The sequence below is a fragment of the Actinomadura violacea genome (genome assembly GCF_017573465.1).
In the GTDB taxonomy this organism is placed as follows: domain Bacteria; phylum Actinomycetota; class Actinomycetes; order Streptosporangiales; family Streptosporangiaceae; genus Spirillospora; species Spirillospora violacea.
On the sequence record NZ_JAGEPF010000003.1, the window covers coordinates 139,123 to 165,307 of the forward strand.

At 74.8% G+C, this 26,185-nt stretch carries 5 protein-coding genes; all 5 read right to left on the reverse strand.

Annotated elements, in window-relative coordinates:
• Positions 1-33 precede the first annotated feature (33 nt).
• On the reverse strand, positions 34-1,020 hold the full coding sequence (locus J4709_RS04950) for a permease prefix domain 1-containing protein (RefSeq protein ID WP_208237411.1): 987 nt from the start codon (positions 1,018-1,020) through the stop codon (positions 34-36).
• A 201-nt stretch (positions 1,021-1,221) separates the two neighbouring features.
• Positions 1,222-4,197, reverse strand: coding sequence for a condensation domain-containing protein (locus J4709_RS04955; protein WP_208237413.1), 2,976 nt, complete (start codon positions 4,195-4,197; stop codon positions 1,222-1,224).
• Positions 4,198-4,202: 5 nt separating this feature from the next.
• On the reverse strand, positions 4,203-5,039 hold the full coding sequence (locus J4709_RS04960) for a hypothetical protein (RefSeq protein WP_208237415.1): 837 nt from the start codon (positions 5,037-5,039) through the stop codon (positions 4,203-4,205).
• A gap of 90 nt (positions 5,040-5,129) precedes the next feature.
• Positions 5,130-19,730, reverse strand: a complete 14,601-nt coding sequence (locus tag J4709_RS52900; protein ID WP_232383004.1) for a type I polyketide synthase — start codon at positions 19,728-19,730, stop codon at positions 5,130-5,132.
• 25 nt (positions 19,731-19,755) lie between these two features.
• Entirely contained in the window at positions 19,756-26,175 is a 6,420-nt protein-coding gene (locus J4709_RS05020) for a type I polyketide synthase (protein ID WP_208237417.1), read from the reverse strand.
• Positions 26,176-26,185: the final 10 nt, after the last annotated feature.

Genomic DNA, 26,185 nt, shown 5'->3' on the forward strand with positions numbered 1-26,185 from the left:
GGTAAGGGCAGTAAAGGAACGCCTGGGCGCGGTCTATGACGCGCTGGTCGTGCCGTCTTCCGCGCGCACGTTCCGCCAGACCCCGAACAGGACGGCTCCGTCGATGACGATGATGAGGAGGATGGCGAGCCAGGCGATCCAGCTTCCGGAGGTGACGAGGGCACCGCCCTTGCCGTGGGCGAGCGCGTGGTTGAGCACCTTCGCCCGGGCGAACAGCCAGGCGAGCGGGACGGTGCCGACGAGGGCGAGGACGGTGGCGGCGACGGCGGTGCCGCGGCTCCAGCCGCGCAGCCGCACGTTCACGATGCCGAGGACGACGGCGAGCACCAGAACGGCGATGAAGTACGGCACCCAGAAGTCCCACAGCGCCGGCCTGATGATCGGTATGTCCGAGCCGGCGGAGTCGTGGACCGGTGAGACGGTGCGCTGGAGGAACAGCACGGCGATGAGCACGGCGGCCGTGACACCGACGCCGATCACGTCGCCCCAGCCGGCGGGCCGCGGTTCGGCGACGGCGGGCAGCCGGTCGGGTGTCCACGGCTCGGCGCCGGCCGCGGGTTCGGCGCCACGGTCACGGCCGCGGTCGCGGTCGACGAGGGCGAACAGCACGGTCACGCAGACGATCAGGTACATCGCGACGGTGAGCGTGACGCCGATCGGGCGGGAGATGGAGACCCAGGCGTTGTCCCCGTGGGCCCGGTAGACGATGACGAGCACGGCGGCGACGACCGGCAGCACGGTCCAGCAGACGCCGCGGAGCGCGCTGATGTAGGCGGGGTAGGTCGCCGGGCCGATGAGGGCGGTGGCCCGGCCGGCGTAGCCGGCGGCGAGGCGGGCGGGGTCGCCCAGCTCGGTGAGCGCGGCGTACTCGGCGTCGGCCGCCGGCTGACCCTGCCGGACCCGGGCGTCGATGCCGTCGCCGATCGCGGCGCGCACCTCGCGCTCGACGTCGGGTCGCCGCTTGTCGGGGACGCGGCGGAGGGTCGCCGCGACGTACCGGTCGGTCAGCGTTGCGGTCACAGTTCCGGTCCTTCCAGCTCGGGGGCCCAGCGGGGGGCGGGCAGGGGCCGGCGAGGACCACCGGGGCCGGCCGAGGCTGGGGCCGGGCCGGGGGCCGGACGCGTGGGGGCCGCCCCTATGTAACGTTCCCCGGACGGCGGTGGGTAGTGGGTCGGGGGTGTTCAACTGCGGAACGGCGGCAGCTGAACACCCGCCCGGCGCTCAGCCGGCGGCGAGCCGGGCGGCCAGCGCGACCGGGGTCTTGTGCTCGAAGATCTCGGAAAGCTCCAGGTGGACGCCGGTCAGCTCCTCGACCTCCTGCGCGAGCACGGCCGCGAGCAGAGAGTGCCCGCCCGCCTCGAAGAAGCCGGTCTCCGCGGTCGCCTCCACTTTCAGCAGCCGCGCCCACAGCTCCACCAGCCGCTGCACCAGGTCGTCGTCGGCGGGCGGCCCGGACGCGGACGGCGCGGATGCGGCTGTTCCAGCGGCCAGGCGTTCCAGCGCGAGGCGGGCGACGGCGTCGTGGTCGACCAGGCCGTCCGCGCCGCGGGGCAGGAGGTCCAGCCGGACGACGAGCCCGGGAACGCCGGCAGGCGGGCGCCACTGCGGTTCGTCCGCGGTCTCCGCGAAGGCGACGAGGGTGTCACCCGCCTCGGGATCGGCCACGACCAGCGCGGCCGCCGCGGTCACTCCGGCCTGGCCGGTCAGCGCGGCCTCCACCCGGTCGAGGTCGACCGGGGTCTCGGCGACGACGACGCGGCGGCCGAGGCGGCCGAGCCGTTCGAGGGCGCCGTCGGGTCGGCGGCGGACCAGTTCCCCGGTGCGGTGCAGGCGGCCGTACGGCGGCCGGTCCGGCGCGTCCGGCGTCACTCCGGCTCCGGCGACGCACAGTTCGCCGCGCACTCCGGTGGGCAGTTCCCGTCCGTCGGGGGCGAGGACGAAGGCGCGGGTGTTCGTGATCGGCCGTTCACCGGCCGGTCCGCCCTGCTCGTCGAGCCGTCCGGACAGCACCCAGCCGCAGGTGCGGGCGTCGCCGCGGACGGCGTGCACCTGGCAGCCGTCGTCCGCCAGCCGCCGGGCGAGCCAGGGCGGCACGTCCTCCGGCCGGGCGAGCACACGCACTCCGGACAGGCCGTCGAGAACACGGGCCGAGGCACCCGGGGAAAGCTGGACGATCTCCACCCGCTGCTCTTCGACGGTCCGCCTGAGAACGGCGGGGTCGGTCCTGGCCTCGGCCGGTGCGATGACCACTCGTCCGCCGGTGGCGAGCGGCAGGAACAGTTCCAGCAGCGAGCCACAGGAGGAGGGGGCGGCGAGGGACAGCGTGCCGGTGCCGGGACCGGCGGCCAGTTCGGCGGCGAAGTGGCCGGCGAGGTTCGCGACACCCCCATGGCTCAGCCGGACCGGTCCCGACGAAGCCGAGCCGGACGGGTCGTCAGCGGGCAACAAGCACGCGACGGCGGCCGGGGCCGTCGCAGGCTCCGGTGCGGCCGGGTCGGGGACGGCCGCACCGAGCGGCACCTCCCCCTCGCCCGCCGCCCCGGTGCCCGCTCCCACCAGCACGACCTTGGCGCCTGCGGAGGCGGCGGACGCGGCGTCCGGCAGGTAAGCGGCCCCGGCCAGCCAGATCCCGAGGACGGCCGTGACCAGATCGGGGCCGTGTGGCACGTCCACGGCCACCACGTCGCCGGGTCCGACGCCCGCGCCCTGCAGCAGGTTCCGCACCCCGGCGGCGGCCTCGCGGACCTGCCGGTACGACAGGGTGCGCGGGCCGTCGACCACGGCCGGCTCGTCCGGTGCCGTCCGCGCCCAGGACAGGAACGCCTCGGGCACGGTGCCCGGGGTGACCGGCTTCGCGGTCCGGTTGGCGGCGTCGGCGATCGCGCGGTCGGCCTCGCTCCAGCCCGCCAGCTCGCGCAGCGGCCGGTCCACGTCCCGCACGGCCTCGATCAGCAGTGCCTCGTACCGGCGCAGCAGCGCCTCCACGTCGGCGCGGTCCAGGATCTCGGTGGCGTACCGGAACCAGATCTCCGCCTTGGACGGCACCGCGAACAGTTCGAGGTCGAACTTGCTGAACGCGTTCGGGATCGTGAGCAGCCGCGCGCCCATGCCGCCGATCGCCAGGTCGCCGGAGCTGATGTCGGGAAGGAAGTTGAAGAAGTGCCGGTAGAGGGTGGTCGACCAGGACGATCCGGTGCGCGGCAGTTCGGCGGACAGGTCGTCGACCGACGCGCCGGCGTGCGACATCGCACCGAGGAAGGTGTCGCGCGCCCGCTTGGCGAGCTGCCGGAACCCCTCGTCCAGGTCGGCCTGGAGGCGGAGCGGGACCACGTTGACGTGGTAGCCCATGGCCTGCGAACGCGGGCCGCGCACGTCCAGCGGCGAGCCGACGACGAGGTCGGGTCCCGCGCCGTGGGCGGCGAGCAGCGCGAAGTACGCGGCCAGCAGCACGGCGGCGACCGGGGCGCGCACCTCGCGCTGCAGCCGCACCACCGCGGCCTGCCCTTCCGGCGACAGCGTGCGCGTCACGCTGCCGCCGGTCATCAGCGGCGTGCCGGGGCGCGGGAGCCCGCACCACAGGTCGAGCCCGGAGGGCGTGTATCCGCGCAGATGCTCGCGCCAGTACGCGAGGTCGGCCTCCATGGCCTGCGCGTCGCGGGCCACTGGCGTCGGTTCGGGCGGCTGCGGCGGCGCCGGACGGCCCGCCGACACCGCGTCGTACACCGGGACGAAGGCGCGCATGAAGGCGGCGACGGAGAGCAGGTCGCTGACCAGGTGGTGGAAGGCCAGGCAGAGCACGTCGCCGTCCGGGTGCGCGGCCAGCCCCGCGCGCAGCAATGGCCTTCCGTCGAGCTCGAACGGCCGTCCCGCGAACCCGGCCATGTCCTCTTCCAGCGGGCCGCCGGACAGTTCCAGCGGCTCGATCGCGACCCTGAACGCGGACGCGGGAATGACCTCCTTGACGAGTCCGGCGTCGCTCTCCGAAAAGACCGTCCGCAGGATCGCGTGCCGGCCCGCCACCGCGCCGATCGAGGTTTCCAGCGCCTCCGGTCGCAGCCGGCCGTCCACGTGGAGGGCGACCGTGATGTTGTTGATGCCGGTGCCGGGAACCAGTTTCTCCAGCAGCCACAAGGCCTTTTCCTTGGCGGTCGCGCCGTCCCGTCCCGGACGCACGCCCTGGCCGATGCGGGAGTCCATGGGGGTCAGAGCCGGCTCTTGTCGAGGAGCAGTTCGGCGGTCGAGTCGGCGCGCATCAGGTCGGCGTGCGTGACGTCCAGGGAGAAGCGCCGGTCGATGATCCGGGTCGCGGCCCCGACTGAGGCGTTGCCCTGCGCCTCCAGTCCGAGGTAGTCGGCGGACATGACGGCTGTGGCGCCCGCCCAGACCGGGGCCGGATCGATCTCGGCCGCCGAGGCGAGCCAGGCCATGTACGACTCGAACAGCCGGATGATCTCGTCCCGGCGGTCGTCGTTGAGGCCGAGCCGCTTGAACGCGATCGAGGCCAGGTCCCGGTAGAGGCCCACGATCGCGGTGGCGGCGTCCATCAGGTCGCCGGCGTTCGCCGCGACGATCCGCTCGGTGTCCTTCCTGCCCTGTTCGGCCTCCTCGTCGGAGAAGACCGGCCCGGCCATGCTGATGTTCTTGACCATCTCCGAGGCCAGCAGCCCGGCGTCGGTGAACTGCGGGTCGAACAGGACGACCTCGGGCATGGACCCCTGCGCGTCGGCGACGCTCCGCGCGATCGGCGCGGCGTAGACGCCCCCGACGCAGTACCCCATGACCGCCACGACCTCGTACTCGCGCCACGGGCCGTCCTGGATCCAGTGCCGCACGTAGGTGTCGCTCGACGGCCGCTCGTCGAGGCGGATGTTCGGCGGGATCGTCTGCATCAGAGAGTATCCGGACCATTCGGCGCCCATTTTCTTCATGAGGTCACCGAAATCCGCCTCGCGCCGCCCTTCCGCGGGGAAATCGACGCCGAGGATGACCTTCCCGGGATCGGCGGTCGCGACGGTGCTCCAAGGGTTCTGGTTCGGCATGTTCGTTCCTCTCCCGAGGCTTGCGCCAAGGTCGCATGTTACGGCCGGGCAATGGCTGGGCCCAGTTGAACGGAGGCCCCGTGGAAGCTCCTAGTCCTGTGCCAGGAACTCGCTCAGCAGATGGTCCGCGATCGCGGCGGGCGAATAGAGCTCGTAGACGAATCCCTCGGGCAGTTCCAGTCCGGTCTGCCCGATGAACGTCGCGCGCAGTTGCACCGCGGAAATGGAGGTGATGCCCATCTCCATGACGTCGCCGTCGGCGTCCACGGCGTCGGCCGACGCGTATCCGAGGACCGCGGCGATCTCACCGCGGACCAGGTCGAGCATCCGCTGCTCCTGCTCGGGCCCGGAGAGCTCCGCCATGGTCCGGGCCCATTCCGCGGCCTCGGGTCCGGGCCGCACCTCCTCGGTCCCATCGCCGGCGAATTCCGGTTCCGCGGCGTCCTGCCGCCGGTTGCGCTGCCGCCACGACGACAGCATCGCCAGCACGGTGCCGAGCGGCATGTCCGCGCGGAGCGGTTCGTCCGCGCCGACCATCCCGGCGAGCGCGTCGAGGTCGAAGCCCTCGACCGCGTCCCAGAAGCGCTGCTCGCCCGGCGAGGCCGCTGCCGCCGGCGCCTCAGGCCAGTACCGCTGCCGCTGGAAGGCGTAGGTGGGGAGGTCGACCCGGCGGCGCGGCGGCCCGGCGTACAGGGCCGACCAGTCCACCGGGACGCCGTGGACGTGCGCGGCGGCCAGGCCGAGGAGGAACCGGCTCAGCCCGTCGTCGTCCCTGCGCAGGGTCCCGGTGACGGTGACCGGCGCGCGTCGCCCTTCGCCGCCGGTGAACTCACCGGTCAGCATCGGGTCGGGGCTTACCTCGACGCACACGCCGTAGCCTTCCCCGATGAGCTTCTGCACGGTGTCCTGGAACGGCTCCGCGGGGTCCGTGTTCCGGGTCCAGTACGCGGTGTCCATCCGGTCGCCGTCCATCCAGGCGGCCTCCGACGCGGAGTAGACCGGCACGGTCCCGGCGCGCGGCGACACCCTGTGCGCTTCCGCCCGTCCGCACGCGATCGCCGCCGCGTCGGCCAGCATCAGCACCCCGGCCACCTGGGCGGCGGCGACCTCGCCGATCCCGTCGCCGACGACCGCGGCGGGCCTGACCCCGGCGGATCGCCACAGCGCCGCCAGCGACACCAGCACCGCGAACAGAACGGGCCGCGCGACGTCAGGCCGGTCGAGCGGCGGGGCGTCCGGCGCACCGCGCACCACCGCGAGCGGCGACCAGTCCAGATGGGTGGCCAGCGCCTTCTCGCAGTCGGCCATGCGGTCCGTGAAGACCGGCGACTCGTGCAGCAGGCGGACGGCCAGTCCGGGCCAGGCGGTGTCCGGCTCGGGGAATGCGAACAGGACCCGGCTCTCGCGCGCGGTCGCCCCGCTTACCAGGTTCGCTGCGTCCTGCCCTTCGGCGATCGCAGCCAACCCGGCCAGCAGGTCGTCCCTGGTCGTCCCGACGATCACCGCCCGGTGATTGAGGACGGATCGGGTCGTGGCGAGCGCGTGACCGACGTCGACCGGGTTCAGTTCGGGCCGCTCGGCGAGGTAGGCGCGCAGCCGCTCCGCCTGGGCTCGGAGGCCGTCACCGCCGCGTCCGGACACCACCCACGGCAGCGCGGCCAGGGCCGGCCGCTTCCCGGCGTCACCGTCCGAAACATCCGGTACGTCGGGCGCCTCCTCGACGATGACGTGGGCGTTGGTGCCGCTGATCCCGAACGACGAGATCCCGGCCCGGCGCGGATGCCCGTTGGCATGCCAGGGCGCCGGTTCGGTGAGCAGCCGGACGTGCCCGGCGGACCAGTCGACGTGCGGGGACGGCTCGTCGGCGTGCAGGGTTCGCGGCAGCTCGTCGTGCTGCAGCGCCAGCACCACCTTCATCACCCCGGCCGCACCGGCCGCGCACTGCGCGTGCCCGATATTGGACTTCACCGAGCCGAGCAGCAGCGGACGGTCCGCCGGACGGTCCTGCCCGTAGGTGGCGAGGAGTGCCTGCGCCTCGATCGGGTCGCCCAGCTCGGTGCCGGTGCCGTGCGCCTCCACCGCGTCGACCTCGGGGGCCGACAGGCCCGCGCCGGCCAGCGCCGCGCGGATCACCCGCTGCTGCGACGGCCCGTTCGGCGCGGTCAGGCCGTTGGACGCGCCGTCCTGGTTGACCGCGCTGCCCGCCACCACCGCGAGGACCCGGTGGCCGTTGCGGCGGGCGTCCGAGAGCCGCTCGACGACCAGCATCGCGGCGCCCTCGGCCATGCCCATGCCGTCGGCGGACGCGGAGAACGCCTTGCACCGGCCGTCGGCGGCCAGCGCCCGCTGCCGGGAGAACCCGACGAGGCCGCCCGGCGAGGCCATGATCGTCACACCGCCGGCCAGGGCGAGCGTGCACTCCCCCGCCCGCAGCGCCTGGCAGGCCAAGTGCAGCGCGACCAGCGACGACGAGCAGGCGGTGTCCACGGTCACCGCAGGCCCCTCCAGGCCCAGCGTGTAGGACACCCGGCCGGACACCACGCTCGGCGCGGTGCCGGTCAGCAGGTAGCCCTCCGCGCCCGGGCCCGGGTCGCCGCCGTAGCCCCACGAGGAAGCCCCGGCGAACACGCCGGTCGGCGAGCCGCGCAGCGAGTCCGGCGCGATCCCCACCCGCTCCAGCGCCTCCCACGACACCTCCAGCAGCAGCCGCTGCTGCGGGTCCATCGCGAGGGCCTCGCGCGGGCTGATCCCGAAGAAGGCCGGGTCGAACTCGGCGGCCTCGCGGACGAAACCGCCCGCCAGCACATACGCGGTGCCCTCGTGGTCGGGATCCGGGTCGTACAGGCCCTCCGCGTCCCAGCCCCGGTCGGCCGGGACCTGCGAGATCACGTCGGCGCCGGTCGCGAGCACCTCCCACAGCCCCTCCGGGTCCCGGACGCCGCCGGGGAACCGGCAGCTCATCCCGACGATCGCGATCGGCTCGCCGGACGCCGCGGCCGGACGGACGGGCGCCGCCGCCTCCCCGCGGTCGCCGAGCAGCCCGTCCCGCAGCCGGCCCGCCAGCACCAGCGGCGTCGGATGGTCGAAGACCAGCGTCGCGGGCAGCCGGAGCCCGGTCGCGGTGGCCAGCCGGTTGCGCAGCTCGACGGCGGTCAGGGAGTCGAAGCCGATCTCGCTGAACGCCCGTCCGGGCTCGATCGCCTCCGGCGCCGCGTGACCGAGCACGGCCGCGACATGCCCGCGCACCAGATCCAGCAGCATCCGGTCGCGGTCGTCTCCGGGCAGCGCGGCCAGCCGCCGCCGCAGCGCCTCCGCCGCGCCGGTTCCCCCGTCCGCCGCCGCCGTCCCGGCCCGCCGTATGGTGGGGCCGGCCAGGGTCCGCCACAGCGCCGGCACCACGGCACCGCCGGCGACGCGGGCGCGCAGCCCGGCCACGTCCAGCCTGACCGGCACCAGCACCGCCTCGTCGCGGGTGAGCGCCAGGTCCAGCAGGACGAGGCCCTCCTCGGCCGACAGGTCGGCGATCCCGCTGCGGGTGATCCGGGCCGCCAGCCCCTCGGTCAGGTTCCGGCCGATGCCCTCGCGGCTCACCCACGGTCCCCAGGCGAGCGACATCGCGGGCAGCCCGGCGGCCCGGCGGTGGCCGGCCAGCGCGTCCAGGAACGCGTTCGCCGCCACATAGCCGCCCTGGCCGGCACCGCCCAGGATCGACGCGCTGGAAGAGAACAGGACGAACGCCTCCAGGTCGAGGTCCCGGGTGAGCTCGTGCAGGTTCCAGGCCGCGTCGGCCTTCGGGCGCATCACCGTCGCGAGGCGGGCCGGGGACAGCGACTCGATCACCCCGTCGTCGAGCACGCCCGCCGTGTGCACGACCGTGCTCAGCGGGCGGTCGGCGGGGACGCGGTCCAGCAGGGCGCCCAGCGCGTCGCGCTCCCCGGCGTCGCACATCGTCACCTGGACTCCTGCGCCGCCGGCCGCCAGGTCGGCGGCCAGTCCCGCGGCCCCGGGCGCGCCGGCGCCCGACCGGCTGGCCAGCACCACGTGCCCGGCCCGCCCGGTCGCCACCAGATGCCGGGCCACCAGTCCGCCGAGCGTCCCGGTGCCGCCCGTGATCAGGACCGTCCCGGCGGGGCGGTCGGCCGCCGCCTCGTTCTCCGGGGCGGTGCCGATCGCTGGACGGGCCAGCCGCCTGCCATGAGCGGCCCCGTCCCGGATCGCGAGTTCGGGTTCGTCCGCCACCGGCACGGTTGCGAGTGCGGCCCAGTCGTCGGCGGTGGTGTCGGCCGGCAGGTCGGCCAGGACCAGGCGGTCCGGGTTCTCCGACTGCGCGGAGCGGACCAGCCCGCGCGCCGCCGCGGCGGCGACATCGCCGACGCCGTCGCCCGGACGGGCCGCGACGGCCGCACGCGACACCACCACCAGCCGCGAGGACTCCAGGCGCGGCTCGGCGAGCCAGCCCTGCAGCAGTTCGAGGACCTGCCCTGCCAGTGCCCGCGCATCCCCCGGCACGTCGCCGGCCTCCGGCACCGCGCCGGAGGCGGCGCCGCTGATTCCGGCAAGCACCACATCGGGAACCGGCGCGCCGTCCTCGACCAGCCCGTCGAGATCGGCGTGCGCGTCGATGTCCACGCCCGCCGCCGCGAGCCCGGCGGCCAGACCCAGCGGGTCGGCGCCGACCACCGCCCAGCGCGCACCGGGCCGGACGGACGGCACCGTCAGCCCGACCCACTCCTCGGCGTACAGGGCGTCCCGCGCCCCTCCCCCGGCGGCTTCCGCCCGCTCGACCGCGACCGGCCGCAGCACCAGCGAGCCGACCGACACCACGGGTGCGCCCGCCGGGTCCGCCGCCACCAGCGACAGCACGCCGTCCGAGTCCTGCCGGAGCCTGACGCGCAGCGCCGACGCGCCCGCGGCGTGCAGCGACACCGCATTCCAGGCGAACGGCATCCGTACGCCGCCCTCCGCCGCGGCCCCACCGGCCAGCGCGGTCGCCTGAAGCGCGGCGTCCAGCAGGGCCGGGTGGAGGCCGAAGGCACCGGCGTCGGCGTCGTCGGGCAGCGCCACCTCGGCGAACACGTCGTCGCCGCGCCGCCATGCGGCCCGCAGGCCCTGGAACGTCGGCCCGTACCCGTAGCCACCGGCGGCCATCGTCTCGTACAGGCCGTCCACCGGCACCGGAACGGCGCCCTCGGGCGGCCAGACCGCGAACTCGGCAGCCTCGTCCGGGTCCGCGGCCGGCACGTCCTGCGCGAGGACTCCACCGGCATGCCGGGTCCACGGTTCCGCTCCGGCGGCGTCCCCGGCGCGGGAGTAGATCCCGACCTCGTGTCGCCCATACTCGTCCGGGGCGCCTACCGTGACCTGGATCTGGACGGCACCGGACGGCGGCAGGACGAGCGGCGCCGCCAGCGCCAACTCCTCCACCCGCACGCACCCGGCCTGGTATCCGGCCCGCACCGCGAGCTCGACGAACGCGGTCGCCGGAAGCAGCACCCGCCCGCCGATCGCGTGGTCGGCCAGCCACGGCTGCTCCCGCAGCGACAGCCGGCCGGTGAAGACCGAACCCTCGCCGCCCGCCAGCTCGACGGCCGCACCGAGCAGGGGATGGCCGAGCGCGCCCAGGCCCGCGGCGGCGACGTCACCGGCCGCCGCCCCCGTGCGGCGGGGCCAGAACCTCTGGTGCTCGAAGGCGTATGTGGGCAGGTCGACCGGCTCACCGGCGGGCAGCACGGCCGTCCAGTCCACGGCCGTCCCGCGCACATGCGCCTCGGCCAGCGAGGTCAGCAGCCGGTCGGGACCGCCGTCGTCCCGGCGCAGCGTCCCGATCACCGTCGCGGCCGCGGCCCGCTCCTCCAGCGTGTCGGTGATCGGGGAGGCCAGCACCGGATGCGGCGACGTCTCGATGAACACCTGATGCCCCGCCTCGGCCAGCACCCGGATCGCCCGGTCGAACTCGACGGGTGCGCGCAGGCTCGCGTACCAGTAGGACGCGTCGAGTTCGGGGCCGTCGAGGAACTCACCGGTCATCGCCGACACCATCGGTATCTGGGCTTGACCAGGGACGATGTCGTTCAGAACGGTCAAGATCTCCTGTTGGATCGCCTCTACCCGGGCGCTGTGGGAGGCGTAGTCGACGGGGAGCAACCGGTTCCGCACCGACTCGGCCTCACAGGCAGCGGCCAGTTCGTTGAGGGCGGCCGGCTCGCCGGACACCACCGTCGCCGCCGGACCGTTCACGGCTGCGACCGACAGCCGCTCACCCCACGCCGACAGCCGCTCGCGCACCTTCGCGGCCGGCTCGGCGACCGACAGCATCCCGCCACGACCGGCCAGAACAGTCAGGGCCTTGCTGCGCAGCGCCACGACCTGGGCCGCGTCGTCCAGGCTCAGGATTCCGGCCACGCAGGCGGCAGCGATCTCGCCCTGGCTGTGGCCGACGACGGCCTCAGGCCGAACGCCTGCGGCTTCCCAGACCGCTGCGAGCGACACCATCACCGCCCACAAGACCGGCTGGACGACGTCGGCCGTCTCCAGACCAGGCGCACCATCCGCGCCGGCGAGGACGTCCTGCAGCGACCAGTCCACGTGCGGAGCCAGCGCCGCCGCGCACTCGGCCAGACGCGACGCGAACACCGGAGACGACGCCGCCAGCTCACGTCCCATCCCGATCCACTGCGAGCCCTGCCCGGGGAACACGAACACGACCCGGCCGCTGCCGCCGGCCGGCACTTCGCCGGTCACGACTCCGGACGCGGGCAGGCCGGTCGAGACGGCGGCCAGTGCGGCCGCCAACTCGCTCCGGTCCGCGCCCATGACCACCGCGCGGTGCTCGAACATCGAGCGTGTCGTGGCCAGCGACCAGCCGACGTCCGCCGGGTCGAGGCCGGGGTGGGCCAGGACGAACTCGCGCAGCCGTCCGGCCTGGGCGGCCAGGCCGGCGCCGGTGCGTCCCGACACAGGCCAGGCGATGCCGGTCGACAACACCCGGGCCGGACGGTCGTCGTCGGGGCCGGGAGCGGGAGCCGGGGCCTCCTCCAGGATGGCGTGCGCATTGGTCCCGCTGATCCCGAAGGACGACACCCCGGCGCGGCGGGGCCGTCCGTCGGTCGTCCAGTCGACCGGCCCGGTCAGCAGCCGCACCGCGCCCGACGACCAGTCCACGTGCGGCGACGGCGTCTCCGCGTGGAGGGTGGGCGGCAGCGTGCGGTGCTGGAGGGCCAGCACCATCTTCATGACCCCGGCGACGCCCGCCGCGCATTGGGCGTGCCCGATGTTGGACTTCACCGAGCCGAGCAGCAGCGGACGGTCCTCCGGACGGTCCTGCCCGTAAGTGGCCAGTAGCGCCTGAGCCTCGATCGGGTCGCCCAGCGTCGTCCCGGTCCCGTGCGCCTCGACCGCGTCGACCTCGTCGGCGCGCACTCCGGCACCGGCCAGCGCGGCGCGGATCACCCGCTGCTGGGACGGCCCGTTCGGCGCGGTGAGGCCGTTGGACGCACCGTCCTGGTTGATCGCACTGCCGCGCACCACGGCCAGGATGCGGTGCCCGTTGCGGCGGGCGTCCGACAGCCGCTCGACGACCAGGACCCCGGCGCCTTCGCCCATCCCCATGCCGTCGGCGTCGGCGGAGAACGCCTTGCAGCGCCCGTCTCCCGCCAACGCCCGCTGCCGGGAGAACCCGACGAACTCCATCGGGTCCACCATCACGGTCACGCCGCCCGCGAGGGCGAGCGTGCACTCGCCCGCCCGCAGCGACTGGCAGGCGAGGTGCAAGGCCACCAGCGACGAGGAGCAGGCGGTGTCGACGGTGACCGCGGGGCCTTCCAGCCCGAGCGTGTAGGCGACCCGGCCGGAGATGACGCTGGTCGCGGTGCCGGTCAGCAGGTACCCCTCCGTGCCCTCGGCGCCGCTGCCGTTCAGGTTCGCCGCGTAGCCGGAGAACCCGGCGCCCGCGAAGACGCCGGTCGAGGAGCCGCGCAGAGCGTCGGGACGGAGCCCGGCGCGCTCCAGCGCCTCCCACGACACCTCCAGCAGCATCCGCTGCTGCGGGTCCATGGCGAGGGCCTCGCGGGGGCTGATCCCGAAGAACCCGGGGTCGAACTCGGCCGCGTCGTGCACGAAACCGCCCGCCAGCACGTACGCGGTGCCCTCGTGGTCGGGGTCCGGGTCGTACAGGCCCTCGGCGTCCCACCCCCGGTCGGGCGGGGCCTCGGAGATCGCGTCGCGGCCCCCGATCAGCATCTCCCACAGGCCCTCCGGGTCCCGCGCCCCGGGGAACCGGCAGCTCATCCCGACGATCGCGATCGGCTCGTCCGCCGCCACCGCCGGAACCGGCGCCGGGGCCGCGGTGGCCGTTGCGGCGCCCTCGCCCACCAGGCCCGTCCGCAGGTGCGCGGCGAGCACGAGCGGCGTCGGGTAGTCGAACGCCAGGGTGGCCGGCAGCCGCAGCCCGGTCGCGGTGCCCAGCCGGTTGCGCAGTTCGACGGCGGTGAGCGAGTCGAAGCCGATCTCCTTGAACGCCCGTCCGGGCTCGATGGCCGCGGGCGAGGAATGCCCCAGGACGGCGGCGACGTGCCCGCGCACCAGGTCCAGCAGCATCCGGTCGCCGTCCGGTCCGGGGAGGGCCGCGAGCTGGCGCCGCAGCGAGTCCGCCATGCCCTCGCTCGCGGCGGCGGCGACAGACCGCCGTAGCGGAGCACCCACCAGGCCCCGCCAGAGAGCGGGCAGCACCGCGCCGCCGGCGACCTGTGCCCGCAGCCCGGCGACGTCCACCCGGGCCGGGACCAGGACCGCCTCGTCTCTCGATGCCGCCAGGTCCAGCAGCCCCAGCCCCTCTTCGTTGGACAGCGCGGCCATCCCGCCCCGGCTGATCCGCTCCCGTTCGGCCGCGGTCAGGTGGCCGGTCATGGCGCTGGAGTCCGCCCACAGCCCCCACGCCAGCGAGGCGGCGGGCAGCCCCTCCGCGCGGCGCCGGGCGGCCAGGGCGTCCAGGAAGGCGTTGGCCGCGGCGTAGTTGCCCTGGCCGGTGCTGCCGAAGGTCGCCGAGGCGGAAGAGAACAGGACGAACAGGTCCAGGTCGGCGTCCCGCGTCAGCCGGTGCAGGTTCCACGCCGCGTCGGCCTTGGGCCGCATCACCGCCGCGACGCGCGCCTGGGTGAGGGACCCGATGACGCCGTCGTCGAGCACTCCGGCCGCGTGCACGACGCCCGTCAGCGGGACGGCGGCCGTGGCGCCGTCCAGCAGCGCGGCCAGCGCGTCCGCGTCGGCGGCGTCGCAGGCGGCCACCCGGACCTCCGCGCCGCGCGCCGCGACGGCCGCCGCCAGCTCCGGAACGCCGCGCGCGGCCGGGCCGGACCGGCTGGTCAGCACCGTCCGGCGGGCCCGCCCGGTCTCCGCCAGATGCCGGGCGACGAGCCCGCCGAGCACGCCGGTGCCGCCGGTGACCAGCACGGTCCCCGGCTCGCGGGACGCCGACGGATCGGCCGGGACGGTCAGGACGATCTTGCCGACGTGGCGGGCCCGGCTCATGTGCCGGAGCGCTTCGGGGGCTCGCCTGACGTCCCAGGCCCGGACCGGAGGCATTGCCAGCTCACCGGCGCCCAGCAAGCCGACGACCTGCGCCAGGATCTCGCCCACGTGGGCGGGGCCGCTCTCGCCCGGGTTGAACGCCCGGTACCGGACGCCCGGGTACCGCCGCGCGATCTCATCGGGATCGCGCAGGTCGGTCTTGCCGAGTTCGAGGAACATCCCGCCCTGCGGCAGCAGCCGCAGTGACGCATCGGTCAGCTCGCCAGCCAGGGCGTTCAGCACGATGTCCATCCCGGCGCCCCCGGTGGAAGCGAGGAACGCCTCCTCGAACTCCGCCGACCGCGACGATGCGACGTGGTCCGCGTCCAGCCCGAGGCCCGCGAGCACCTGATGCTTGCCGGGGCTGGCGGTGCCGAAGACCTCCAGACCCAGGTACCGGCCGACCGCCACGGCGGCCATGCCCACGCCGCCGGCGGCCGAGTGGACCAGCAGCCGGCGACCGGGCCGCGCTCTCGCCAGGTCGACCAGCGCGTACCAGGCCGTCGTGAACGCGACCGGGACGGACGCGGCCGCGGTGAACGACCAGCCCGCCGGGACGCGGGCGAGCTGCCGGGCGTCGGTGACCACCACCGGCCCGAACCCGCCGGTGGCGAGGCCCAGCACCCGGTCGCCCGCCGCGAGCGCGGTCACCCCCGGGCCTGCCTCCAGCACCACTCCCGCGATCTCGCTGCCGAGCACCCCGCCGACCGGGTCGAGGTCCGGGCTCAGCATGTCCAGCGCGACCACCACGTCGCGCAGGTTGAGCCCGGCGGCGCGGACCGCGACCCGCACCTGGCCCGGCTCCAGCGGCGCCGCAGCCTCCGGGCACGGCACCAGCGCCAGCCCGTCCAGCGTGCCGCGTTCCTCGGCCGCGAGCCGCCACGGAACGCCGCCATCCGGCGGCACCAGCCCGCTGGACGGGCGGGCCAGCCGGCGAGCGTGGACGGCGTCCCGGCGGATCGCCAGCTCCGGTTCGTCCGTCGCCGAGACCGCCGCCAGCGTGGCCCAGCTCTCGGCTGTGCCGTCGGCGGGCAGGTCGACCAGCACGATCCGGTCGGGGTTCTCCGACTGCGCGGAGTAGGCCAGCCCGCGCACGGCGGCCCCGGCCAGGTCCGCGACGCCCTCGCCGGGGCCGGTCGAGACCGCGCCGCAGGTCACCAGGACCAGCCGCGAAGAGCCGAGCCGGTCCTCGGCCAGCCAGCGCTGGAGCAGCTCCAGCACCCGGCCGGTCTCCAGCCGCGCGGCCTCGGCGGCGTCCGCCGCGCCTCCGGCCGTGGCCGGTCCGCCCACTTTGATGACGACCAGCTCGGGGGGCTCGTCCGGCAGGGCGGCGAGCTCCGGATACGCCCGCACGTCCGCGCCGGCCGCCGCCAAGCCGGCGGCGACGCCCAGCGGGTCGTCGCCGACCACCGCCCACCGGCCCTCCGGCGATCCGGACGGCACCTGCACCGGCGTCCACTCCACGCTGAACAGCGCGTCCCGCAGCGCGCCGCCGGCCGCCTCGAGCTGCGCCGCGGTGACGGGCCGGAAGACCAGCGACCCGACCGAGACGACCGGCGCCCCGGCGCCGTCGGCCGCGTCCAGCGACAGCGAACCGTCCGCGGCCCACCGCAGCCGGACCCTCAGCACGGACGCGCCCGCCGCGTGGACCGCGACCCCGTTCCACGTGAACGGCAGCAGGATTCCGTCCGGCCGCTCGGGACGGCCGGCCAGCGCGATGGCGTGCATCGCGGAGTCGAGCAGCGCCGGATGCAGCCCGAATGTCCCGGTGTCGGCGTCGTCGGGCAGCGCGACCTCGGCGAACACCTCGTCGCCGCGACGCCACGCCGCCCGCAGCCCGCGGAAGAGCGGCCCGTACTCGTATCCGTTCGCCGCCAGCGACGCGTACATGCCGGTGCTGTCGGCCGGGACGGCCCCCTGCGGCGGCCACATGGCGAAGTCGGCCGCGTCCGGCAGCCCGCCGCTCGCCTCAGGCGGCGCCAGCAGACCGCTCGCGTGCCTGGTCCAAGGGGCCTCCACGGCGGCGTCCTCGCCGCGGGAGTGGATCTCGACGGCCCGCCGCCCGTCCTCGCCGGGGCTGCTCACGCTCACCTGCACCAGGTGCCCGCCCTCAGGCGGCAGCAGCAGCGGAGCGGCCAGCGCCAGCTCCTCGATCCGCGTGCATCCGGCCTGGTAGCCGGCCCTGACCGCAAGCTCAACGAACGCCGTGCCGGGCAACAGGACGGTCCCTGCCACGGCATGGTCGGCCAGCCACGGCTGGGCGCGGAGCGAAAGCCGGCCGGTGAACACCAGCCCGTCCCCCGCGGCCAACTCCACGGCCGCGCCGAGCAGCGGATGGCCCATGCTGCCGAGACCGGCCGAGCGCACGTCCCCGGCCGTGAGCGACGGCTTGGTCCAGTAGTGATCGTGCTGGAAGGCGTAGGTCGGCAGTTCAACCTTGTCGGACGTGGGAAGGATGGCCGTCCAGTCGATGTTCGTCCCGTGCACGTGTGCTTCGGCCAGGGAGGTCAGGAGCCGGTCGGCGCCGCCGTCGTCACGGCGCAGCGTCCCGATCGCGGTGGCTTCATCGTTCAGCGCGTCGGTGATCGCCGATGTCAGCACGGGGTGCGGGGAGATCTCCAGGAACGTTCGGTGTCCGGCCTCGCCCAGGACGCGGACGGCGCGGTCGAACTCGACGGTCGCGCGGAGGCTGGCATACCAGTACGACGCGTCGAGTTCGGGGCCGTCTAGGGATTCGCCGGTCATGGCCGAGACCATCGGTACCTGCGCCGGACTCGGAACCACATCTTTCAGCGCCGCCACGATCTCCGCCCGCAGACCCTCCACCTGGGCGCTGTGCGAGGCATAGTCCACCGGCAACAACCGCGTCCGCACATCCTCCTGCGCACACACAGCGGCCAGCTCGTCCAGAGCGTCCGGCTCGCCGGACACCACCGTCGCGGCCGGACCGTTCACCGCTGCGATCGACAGCCGCTCACCCCAAGCCGACAGCCGCTCCCGCACCCGGCCGGAGTCCTCAGCAATCGACAGCATCCCGCCGCGACCGGCGAGGACGGTCAGTGCCTTGCTCCGCAGCGCCACTATTTTCGCGGCATCGTCCAGCGACAAGATTCCGGCGACGCAGGCAGCCGCGATCTCACCCTGGCTGTGTCCGACCACCGCATCCGGCCGAACCCCAGCCGCCTCCCACACCGCCGCCAGCGACACCATGACGGCCCACAACACCGGCTGCACGACGTCGGCGGTCCCCAGACCGGGTGCACCCTCGGCCCCGGCCAGCACGTCATCAAGCGACCACTCCACATAGGGCGCCAGCGCCGCCCCGCACTCGGCCAGCCGCGCCGCGAAGACCGGAGACGACGCCGCCAGCTCGCGTCCCATCCCGATCCACTGCGAGCCCTGGCCAGGGAAAACGAACACGGTGCGCCCGGCAGCGCTCGCAGCCGTGCCCTGGACCACGCCCGCCGCAGGCTCACCGGTCGCCAGCGCGGACAGTCCCGCCATCAACGCGTCCCGGCCACCACCAACGACCACGGCCCGGTGCTCGAACGTCGACCGCGTCGTCACCAACGACCACGCCACAGCAGCCGGACCCAGATCCGGCCGCGCCTCCACGAACTCGCGCAGCCGCTCCGCCTGACCGGCCAGCCCCTCGGCGCTGCGTCCGGACACCGGCCAGGCCAGGATCTCTGAGGCCAGCACGGGGAGGGCTTCGTCGTCGCCGTTCTCTGTCTCGTCGTCCGCCGGGCCGCCGTCGTCGGACGCAGGAGGCTCTTCGAGGATGGCGTGCACGTTGGTGCCGCTGACGCCGAACGACGACACTCCGGCCCGGCGCGGGTGCTCGCCGTCCGTCCAGGGGACCGGCTCGGTCAGCAGCCGGACGTCGCCGGCCGACCAGTCGACCTGCGGGGTCGGCTCGTCCACGTGCAGGGTGCGGGGCAGTTCGCGGTGCTGGAGGGCCAGCACCATCTTGATGACTCCGGCGACGCCGGCCGCCGCCGAGGTGTGGCCGATGTTCGACTTCACCGAGCCCAGCCAGAGCGGCCGTCCCTCTGGGCGGTCCTGCCCGTAGGTGGACAGGAGCGCTTGCGCCTCGATGGGGTCGCCGAGGGTGGTGCCGGTCCCGTGCGCCTCGACCGCGTCCACCTCGGACGCCGACAGCCGCGCGTTCGCGAGCGCGGCCCGGATGACCCGCTGCTGCGACGGCCCGTTCGGGGCCGTGAGGCCGTTGGACGCGCCGTCCTGGTTGACCGCGCTGCCCGCCACCACGGCCAGCGCCCGGCGTCCGGCGCGGTGCGCGTCCGGCAGCCGCTCCAGGACGAGCACGCCTGCGCCTTCGGCCCATCCGGTGCCGTCGGCGGCGGCGGCGAACGACTTGCACCGGCCGTCGGCCGCCAGCCCCTGCTGCCGGGAGAACTCCGCGAACACTCCCGGCGTGGGCATGATCGTCACACCGCCGACGAGGGCCAGCGAGCACTCCCCTGCGCGCAGCGCCTGCACGGCCAGGTGCAGTGCCACCAGCGACGACGAGCATGCCGTGTCCACTGTGACGGCCGGGCCCTCCAGGCCCAGCGTGTACGAGACGCGGCCGGAGATCACCGCGGCCAGCCCGCCCGTGAGCAGGTAGCCCTCCGATCCGGCGGCGTCGGCGGTGTAACCGGAGAAGGCCGCCCCGGCGTACACCGCGGCCGGGGAGCCGCGCAGCGTTTCGGGGTCGATCCCCGCCCGCTCCAACGCCTCCCACGCGACCTCCAGCAGGACCCGCTGCTGCGGATCCATCGCCAGCGCCTCGCGGGGGCTGATCCCGAAGAATCCGGCGTCGAACTCCGCCGCGTCATAGAGGAAGCCGCCCTGCCGTGCGTACGACGTCCCGTCGTCGCCCGCGCCGTCGTCGACCTGCCAGCCGCGGTCCTGCGGGAAGTCGCCCATCGCGTCGGTGCCCGAGGCCAGCAGGTCCCAGTAGCCCTCCGGGTCCCGGACGCCGCCCGGGTAGCGGCAGCTCATGCCCACGATCGCGACCGGCACCCGCGACGCCGAGACGAGCTGCCGGTTCTGCCGCCGCAGCCGTTCCGTCTCCTTCAGCGAGGCGCGCAGTGCTTCCAGGACCTTGTCGGCGGGCATTGTCATCGCGGCCTCCACGCATTGAGCTTCATCAGATGTCCGCCTCTTCGCCGCCGAACGCCATGCGGACCAGGCTTTCGGCGTCCATCGCGTCGATGCTTTCGAGCTGCCCGTTCCCGTCCGGCGCGGGAGCGTCGTCGTCGAGTTCGGCGAGCCGCAGCAGCGCGTCCATCAGTCCCGCGTCTCTGAACCGGGACAGCGGAATGGACGCCAGCGCGTTCCTGAACCTCTCCTCTTCGGATTCGGCGGAGTCGCCGTCATCGGCGGTGAGGCTCTCGCGGAGGAGTTCGGCAATGGCGACCGGAGTGGGATGGTCGAAGATCAGGGTGGCCGGGAGCCGCAGCCCGGTCGCGGCGTTCAACCGGTTGCGCAGTTCGACGGCGGTGAGCGAGTCGAACCCGATCGAGCTGAACGCCCGGCCGGGTTCGATCGCGTTCGGCGAGGCGTGCCCGAGGACGGCCGCCACGTGCGCGTTGACGAGGTCCAGCAGAAGCCGGTTCCGCTCCGCCGCGGACAGCCCGGCGAGGCGGCGCGCCAGCGCGTGCCCATCGTCGCCGTCGCCCGACGCCGCGGCGGGCGGCGCGGTCGGTCCGCCGATCAGGTCACGCCACAGCGCGGGGACGTCCGCGCCCTGCGCCGCGCGTGCGCGCAGGCCGGACAGGTCGGGCCGCGCCGAGATCAGCACCACCTCGTCCCCGGACAGTGCCGCTTCCAAGAGCGTGCCGGCCTCCGCCTCCGTCGCGTCGGCCGGTTCCCATACCAGCGCGGTCGCTGGGAGCCCCGCCGACCGGCGTTGCGCCGCGAGCGCCTCCGCGCAGGCCGCGGTCCCGTCCCCGCCGCCGATCGTCTCGCCGGCCGACGTCACCAGCACGAACAGCTCAAGGTCATTTCCCCTGGTCAGCGCATGTAGGTTCCACGCTGTCTCATCGACGGGATCGACGGCCCCGGTCGGACGGTCGGCGGCGTGGACGACACCGGTCAGCGGCGCCTCAGCGTTCGTGAGCAGAGCCGCCAGAGCATCCCGGTCTGCGGGGTCGCAGGCTGTCACCTGCACGGCCGTGCCGCTCGCGGCCATGTCGGCCGCCAGGTGCGGCAGGCCGGTGGCGGCGGGGCCCTCGCGGCAGGCCAGCACCAGGCGGGCGGCCCGGCCGGTGGAGGCCAGCGGACGGGCGAGCGGCGCCGCACGACCACCGCTGACCAGCACGGTGCCCGGCTTGCGGGGCGCCGCCGGGTCGGGTGGGACGGTCAGGACGATCTTGCCGACGTGGCGGCCTTGGCTCAGGTATCTGAACGCCTCGGGAGCCCGCCGGACGTCCCACGCCCGCACCGGAACCATCGGCAGGTCGCCCGCGGCCAGCAACGCCACGGTGTGCGCGAGGATCTCCCCGAACCGCTCCCGTCCCGCGTCGCCGGTGTCGAAGGGCCGGTAGGTCACGCCGGGATGGTCGGCGGCGACCCGGTCGGCATCCCGAACGTCGGTCTTGCCGAGTTCGAGGAACGTCCCGCCTCGCGGCAGCAGCCGCAGTGACGCGTCGGTCAGCTCACCGGCCAGCGCGTTCAGCACGATGTCCATCCCGGCGCCGCCGGTGGAAGCGAGGAACGCCTCCTCGAACTCCGCCGTCCGCGACGACGCCACATGGTCCGCGCCCAGCCCGAGGCTCACCAGCGCTCCGTGCTTGGCCGGGTCGGCGGTGCCGAAGACCTCCAGCCCCAGGTGCCGGCCGATCGCCACGGCGGCCATGCCCACGGCTTCGGCGGCCTCGTGCACCAGCAGCCGTCCGCCGGGCCGCGCCTCGGCCAGGTCCACGAGCGCATACCAGGCCGCTGCGGCCGCCATCGGCACCGACGCCGCCTCAGCGAACGACCAGGACTCCGGGAAGCGCGCCAGCAGCCGCGCGTCGGCGACCGTGACCGGCCCGAACCCGCCCGACACGGTGCCCAGCACCCGGTCGCCGGCCGCGGTCCCGGTGACGCCGGGTCCGGTCTCCAGAACCACACCCGCGATCTCGCTGCCCATCTCCGCGGCGCCGGGGACCATGGCGAGCCCGACCAGCACGTCGGTGAAGTTCACGCCGGCGGCGCGGACCGCGACCCGCACCTGGCCCGGCTCCAGCGGCGCCGCCGCCTCCGGGCACGGCACCAGCGCCAGCCCGTCCAGTGTGCCGCGTTCCTCGGCGGCGAGCCGCCACGGTACGCGGCCATCGGGCGGCACCAGCCCTCCGGACGGACGGGCCAGCCGCCGCGCCAGCACCGCCCCGTCCCGGATCGCCAGCTCCGGCTCCCCGGCGTCCGCCGCCATCAGCCGCAGCGCGTCACCGCCGTCCGGACGGGTCGCCGCAGGGAGGTCGGCCAGGACAAGACGGCCCGGATGCATGGCCTGCTCGGCCCGCATCCGCCCCCACAGCGCGGCGCCGTCCAAGTCGGCCGCGTCCGCTCCGACCGCTCCTCGTGTCATCAGCACCAATCGAGCGGCCGCCGGCAGTTCCGCGTCCAGCCAGTCGCGCACCAGCTCGTCGACCAGTCCCGTCGGCGAGGCGCTATGCGGACACGTCAGGACAGTCTGCGGGACCTGTTCGGCGGCATCGGTCGCGGCCAGGAGGGCGGGAAGGTCCGGGTAGGTCCGCACGGTCGCGCCGGAGGCCGTCAGGCCGGCCACGAGGTCCCACGGGTCGTCGCCGATGAGCGCCAGGTCGGCGGGTGGGGCGCCCTCCGGGACGGGAACCCAGTCGAAGGTGAGGAGTGTGTCGCGGAGACCGGCGCCGGCCGCGGCCAGCTGCTCCGCCGGAACCTGCTCGAACGTCAGCGAGGCGACCGAGACGACCGGCGCCCCGGTTGGGTCGGCGGCGAGCAGAGACCAGGCACCGGAAGCGTCCTGGGACAGCCGCACCCGCAGCATTGACGCGCCGGAGGCGTGCAGGTTCACCTCGTTCCAGCCGGTGGCGAGCCGCACTTCACCGCGTCCGGTGTCGAAGGCCGGGGCTGTGGCGTGGAGGGCGGCGTCCAGCAGGGCCGGGTGCAGGCCGAACGATCCCGCATCGCAGTCCTCGGGCAGGGCGACCTCGGCGAACACCTGACCGTCCCGCCGCCAGGCCGCCCGCAAGCCCTGGAACACCGGCCCATAGCCGTAACCGGATTCGGCCGGCCTGCCGTACACGCCCTCGATGTCCATCCGGGCGGCCCCGCGCGGCGGCCAGACCGCGAGGTCGTCAACACCGGTCGGGGCGGCGTCGGCGGCCGGGGCGAGCAGGCCGCGGGCATGCTGCGTCCACGGCCCGTCCGGGACGTCCTCCGCCCGCGAGCACACCTCGACGGAACGGACCCCGTCACCATCCGGCGCGCCCACCCTGACCTGCAAGGAGAGAGCGTTGCCGGACGGGAGGACAAGCGGCGCCGACACCGCCAGCTCGCGGAGGCGCGCGCATCCGGCCTGGTGGCCGGCGCGGACGGCCAGTTCCACGAACGCCGTCCCCGGCAGCACGACCGAGCCCGCCGGCGCGTGGTCGGCCAGCCAGGGCTGCGAGCGAGTCGACAGCCGGCCCGTGAACAGCAGGCCCGTACCGTCCGCCAGCTCGACCGCCGCGCTGAGCAGCGGATGCCCGAGCGCCTCCAGCCCCGCCGAGGACACGTCACCGACCCCTGGATCGAGGCGCGGCCAGTACCGTTGCCGCTGGAAGGCATAGGTCGGCAGGGCGACCCGGCGACCCGCGGGCAGCACGGCCCGCCAGTCCACGCCCACCCCGCGCACCTGGGCTTCGGCCAGCGACAGCAGCAGCCGGTCGGGGCCGCCGTCATCGCGCCGCAGCGTCCCGGCCACCACCGGCGCCACGGGCGGCATCCCGTTGGAGCCCCCGGCCTGCGCGGTCTCCTCCAGCGTGCCGGTGATCGCCGAGGTGAGGACGGGGTGCGGCGACGCCTCGATGAACACCTGGTGCCCCGCCTCGGCCAGCACCCGGATCGCCCGGTCGAACTCCACAGGCGCGCGCAGGCTCGCGTACCAGTAGAACGCGTCGAGTTCCGGACCGTCCAGGAACTCCCCGGTCATCGCGGAGACCATCTGGATCTTGGCCTGGCCAGGGACGATGCCTTTCAGCACGTCCACGATCTCTTGCTCGATCGCCTCCACCTGGGCGCTGTGGGAGGCGTAGTCGACCGGCAGCAACCGTGTCCGCACCGACTCGGCCTCGCACGCGGCGGCCAGTTCGTCCAGGGCTTCCGGCTCACCTGACACGACCGTCGCCTCGGGGCCGTTCACCGCCGCGACCGACAGCCGCTCGCCCCGTTCCGCGAGCCGCTCCCGCACCTTGACCGCGTCCTCGGCGACCGACAGCATCCCGCCGCGACCAGCAAGAACGGTCAGTGCCTTGCTCCGCAGTGCCACCACCTTGGCGGCGTCCTCAAGCGACAAGATCCCGGCCACGCAGGCGGCGGCGATCTCACCCTGCGAATGCCCGAGCACCGCATCCGGGCGAACCCCGGCCGCCTCCCACACCGCCGCCAGCGACACCATCACCGCCCACAGCGCGGGCTGGACGACGTCGGCCGTCTCCAATCCCGGCGCGCCGTCGGCACCGTCCAGGACGTCCCGTAACGACCAGTCGACAAACGGCGCGAGCGCGTCCGCGCACTCGGCGAGGCGCGCCGCGAACACCGGAGACGACGCCGCCAACGCGCGTCCCATGCCGACCCACTGCGAGCCCTGACCGGGGAAGACCAGCACCACCTGGTCCGCTTCCTCCGCCACGCCGGTGACGACTCCGGCGGCCGGTTCGCCCGCCGCGACGGCGGCCAGACCCGACAGCAACTCGTCGCGTCCCGCACCGGTCACAACAGCCCGGTGTTCGAACGCGGAGCGGGTGGTGGCCAGCGACCACCCCACGTCGTCGACGTCCAGGTCGGGCCGGTCGAGCACGAAGTCCCGCAGGCGCGCGGCTTGGGCGGCCAGCCCGGCGGCGCCGCGGCCCGACACCGTCCACGCCGACGGCCCCGGCGACAGCATCGCCGGCCCCGCGCCTCCGGTCTCGGGCGGCGGCGTATCCGCGGCCGCTATGTCGTCGGCGTCGGCGTCTTCGGTGCCGGGGGGCTCCTCCAGGATGACGTGCACGTTCGTGCCGCTGACACCGAACGCCGATACTCCGGCGCGGCGCGGACGCCCGTTCGCCGGCCAGGGGACCTGCTCGGTCAGCAGCCGCACGTGCCCGGCGGACCAGTCGACGTGCGGGGACGGCTCCGCGGCGTGCAGGGTCGGGGGCAGCACCTCGTGCCGCAGCGCCAGCACCATCTTGATCACACCGGCCATGCCCGCGGCGCACTGGGTGTGGCCGATGTTCGACTTCACCGACCCCAGCCACAGCGGCCGGTCGGCGGTCCGGCCCTGCCCGTAGGTCGCGAGCAGCGCCTGCGCCTCGATCGGGTCGCCCAGCGTGGTTCCGGTGCCGTGCGCCTCGACCGCGTCCACCTCGGCGGCGGCGAGCCGGGCATTGTCCAGCGCGGCCCGGATGACCCGCTGCTGCGACGGCCCGTTCGGCGCAGCGAGACCGTTGGACGCGCCGTCCTGGTTGACCGCGCTGCCCCGGACGACCGCGAGGACCTCGTGCCCGTTGCGGCGGGCGTCCGACAGTCGCTCCAGGAGCAGCGTCCCCGTCCCCTCGCCCCATCCGATGCCGTCCGCGTCGGCCGAGAACGCCTTGCACCGGCCATCGGCGGCCATGCCGCGCTGCCGGGAGAACTCCGCGAACGCGCCGGGAGTCACCAGGACCGCGACGCCGGCCGCCAGCGCGAGTTCGCACTCGCCGGCCCGCAGCGACTGGCACGCCAGATGCAACGCCACCAGCGACGACGAGCACGCCGTGTCCACCGTGACGGCCGGCCCTCCGAGACCGAGCGTGTACGACACCCGGCCGGAGATCACCGCCGTCAGCCCACCGGTCAGCAGGTAGCCTTCCGCGCCCTCGGCGCCGTCCGCGGTGTACCCGGAGTAGGTCGCCCCGGCGAACACCCCAGTCGGGCTCCCGCGCAGGGACCCGGGCGCGATGCCCGCCTGCTCGAACGCCTCCCAGGCGGCCTCCAGCAGCAGCCGCTGCTGGGGGTCCATCGCCAGCGCCTCGCGCGGACTGATCCCGAAGAAGCCCGCGTCGAACTCGGCGACGTCCTCGATGAACCCGCCCTGGCGCGCATAGGAGGAGCCGTCGCCGCGGGAGTCCGCGCCGGCCATGCCTTCGAGCACGTCCCAGCCGCGGTCCCCCGGGAAGCCGGAGATCGCATCGCGTCCCGACGCGACCAGGTCCCACAGGTCCGCGGGCTCGCGGACGCCGCCGGGGTAGCGGCAGCCCATGCCGACGATCGCGATCGGCTCCCGGTCCCGCTCCCGCATCTCGCGGAGGTGCTCGCGGGTCCGGCGCAACTTGGCGGTCACCTGCTTCAGGTAGTCGCGAAGCTTGTCCTCTTGCTCCATTTACCTCAGC

What these genes read in the sequence shown, in the direction of transcription:
- J4709_RS04955 (WP_208237413.1), bottom strand. Translation starts at nt 4,197, where the DNA reads ATGGACTCCCGCATCGGCCAGGGCGTGCGTCCGGGACGGGACGGCGCG.
- J4709_RS52900 (WP_232383004.1), bottom strand. Translation starts at nt 19,730, where the DNA reads ATGACAATGCCCGCCGACAAGGTCCTGGAAGCACTGCGCGCCTCGCTG.
- J4709_RS05020 (WP_208237417.1), bottom strand. Translation starts at nt 26,175, where the DNA reads ATGGAGCAAGAGGACAAGCTTCGCGACTACCTGAAGCAGGTGACCGCC.
- J4709_RS04960 (WP_208237415.1), bottom strand. Translation starts at nt 5,039, where the DNA reads ATGCCGAACCAGAACCCTTGGAGCACCGTCGCGACCGCCGATCCCGGG.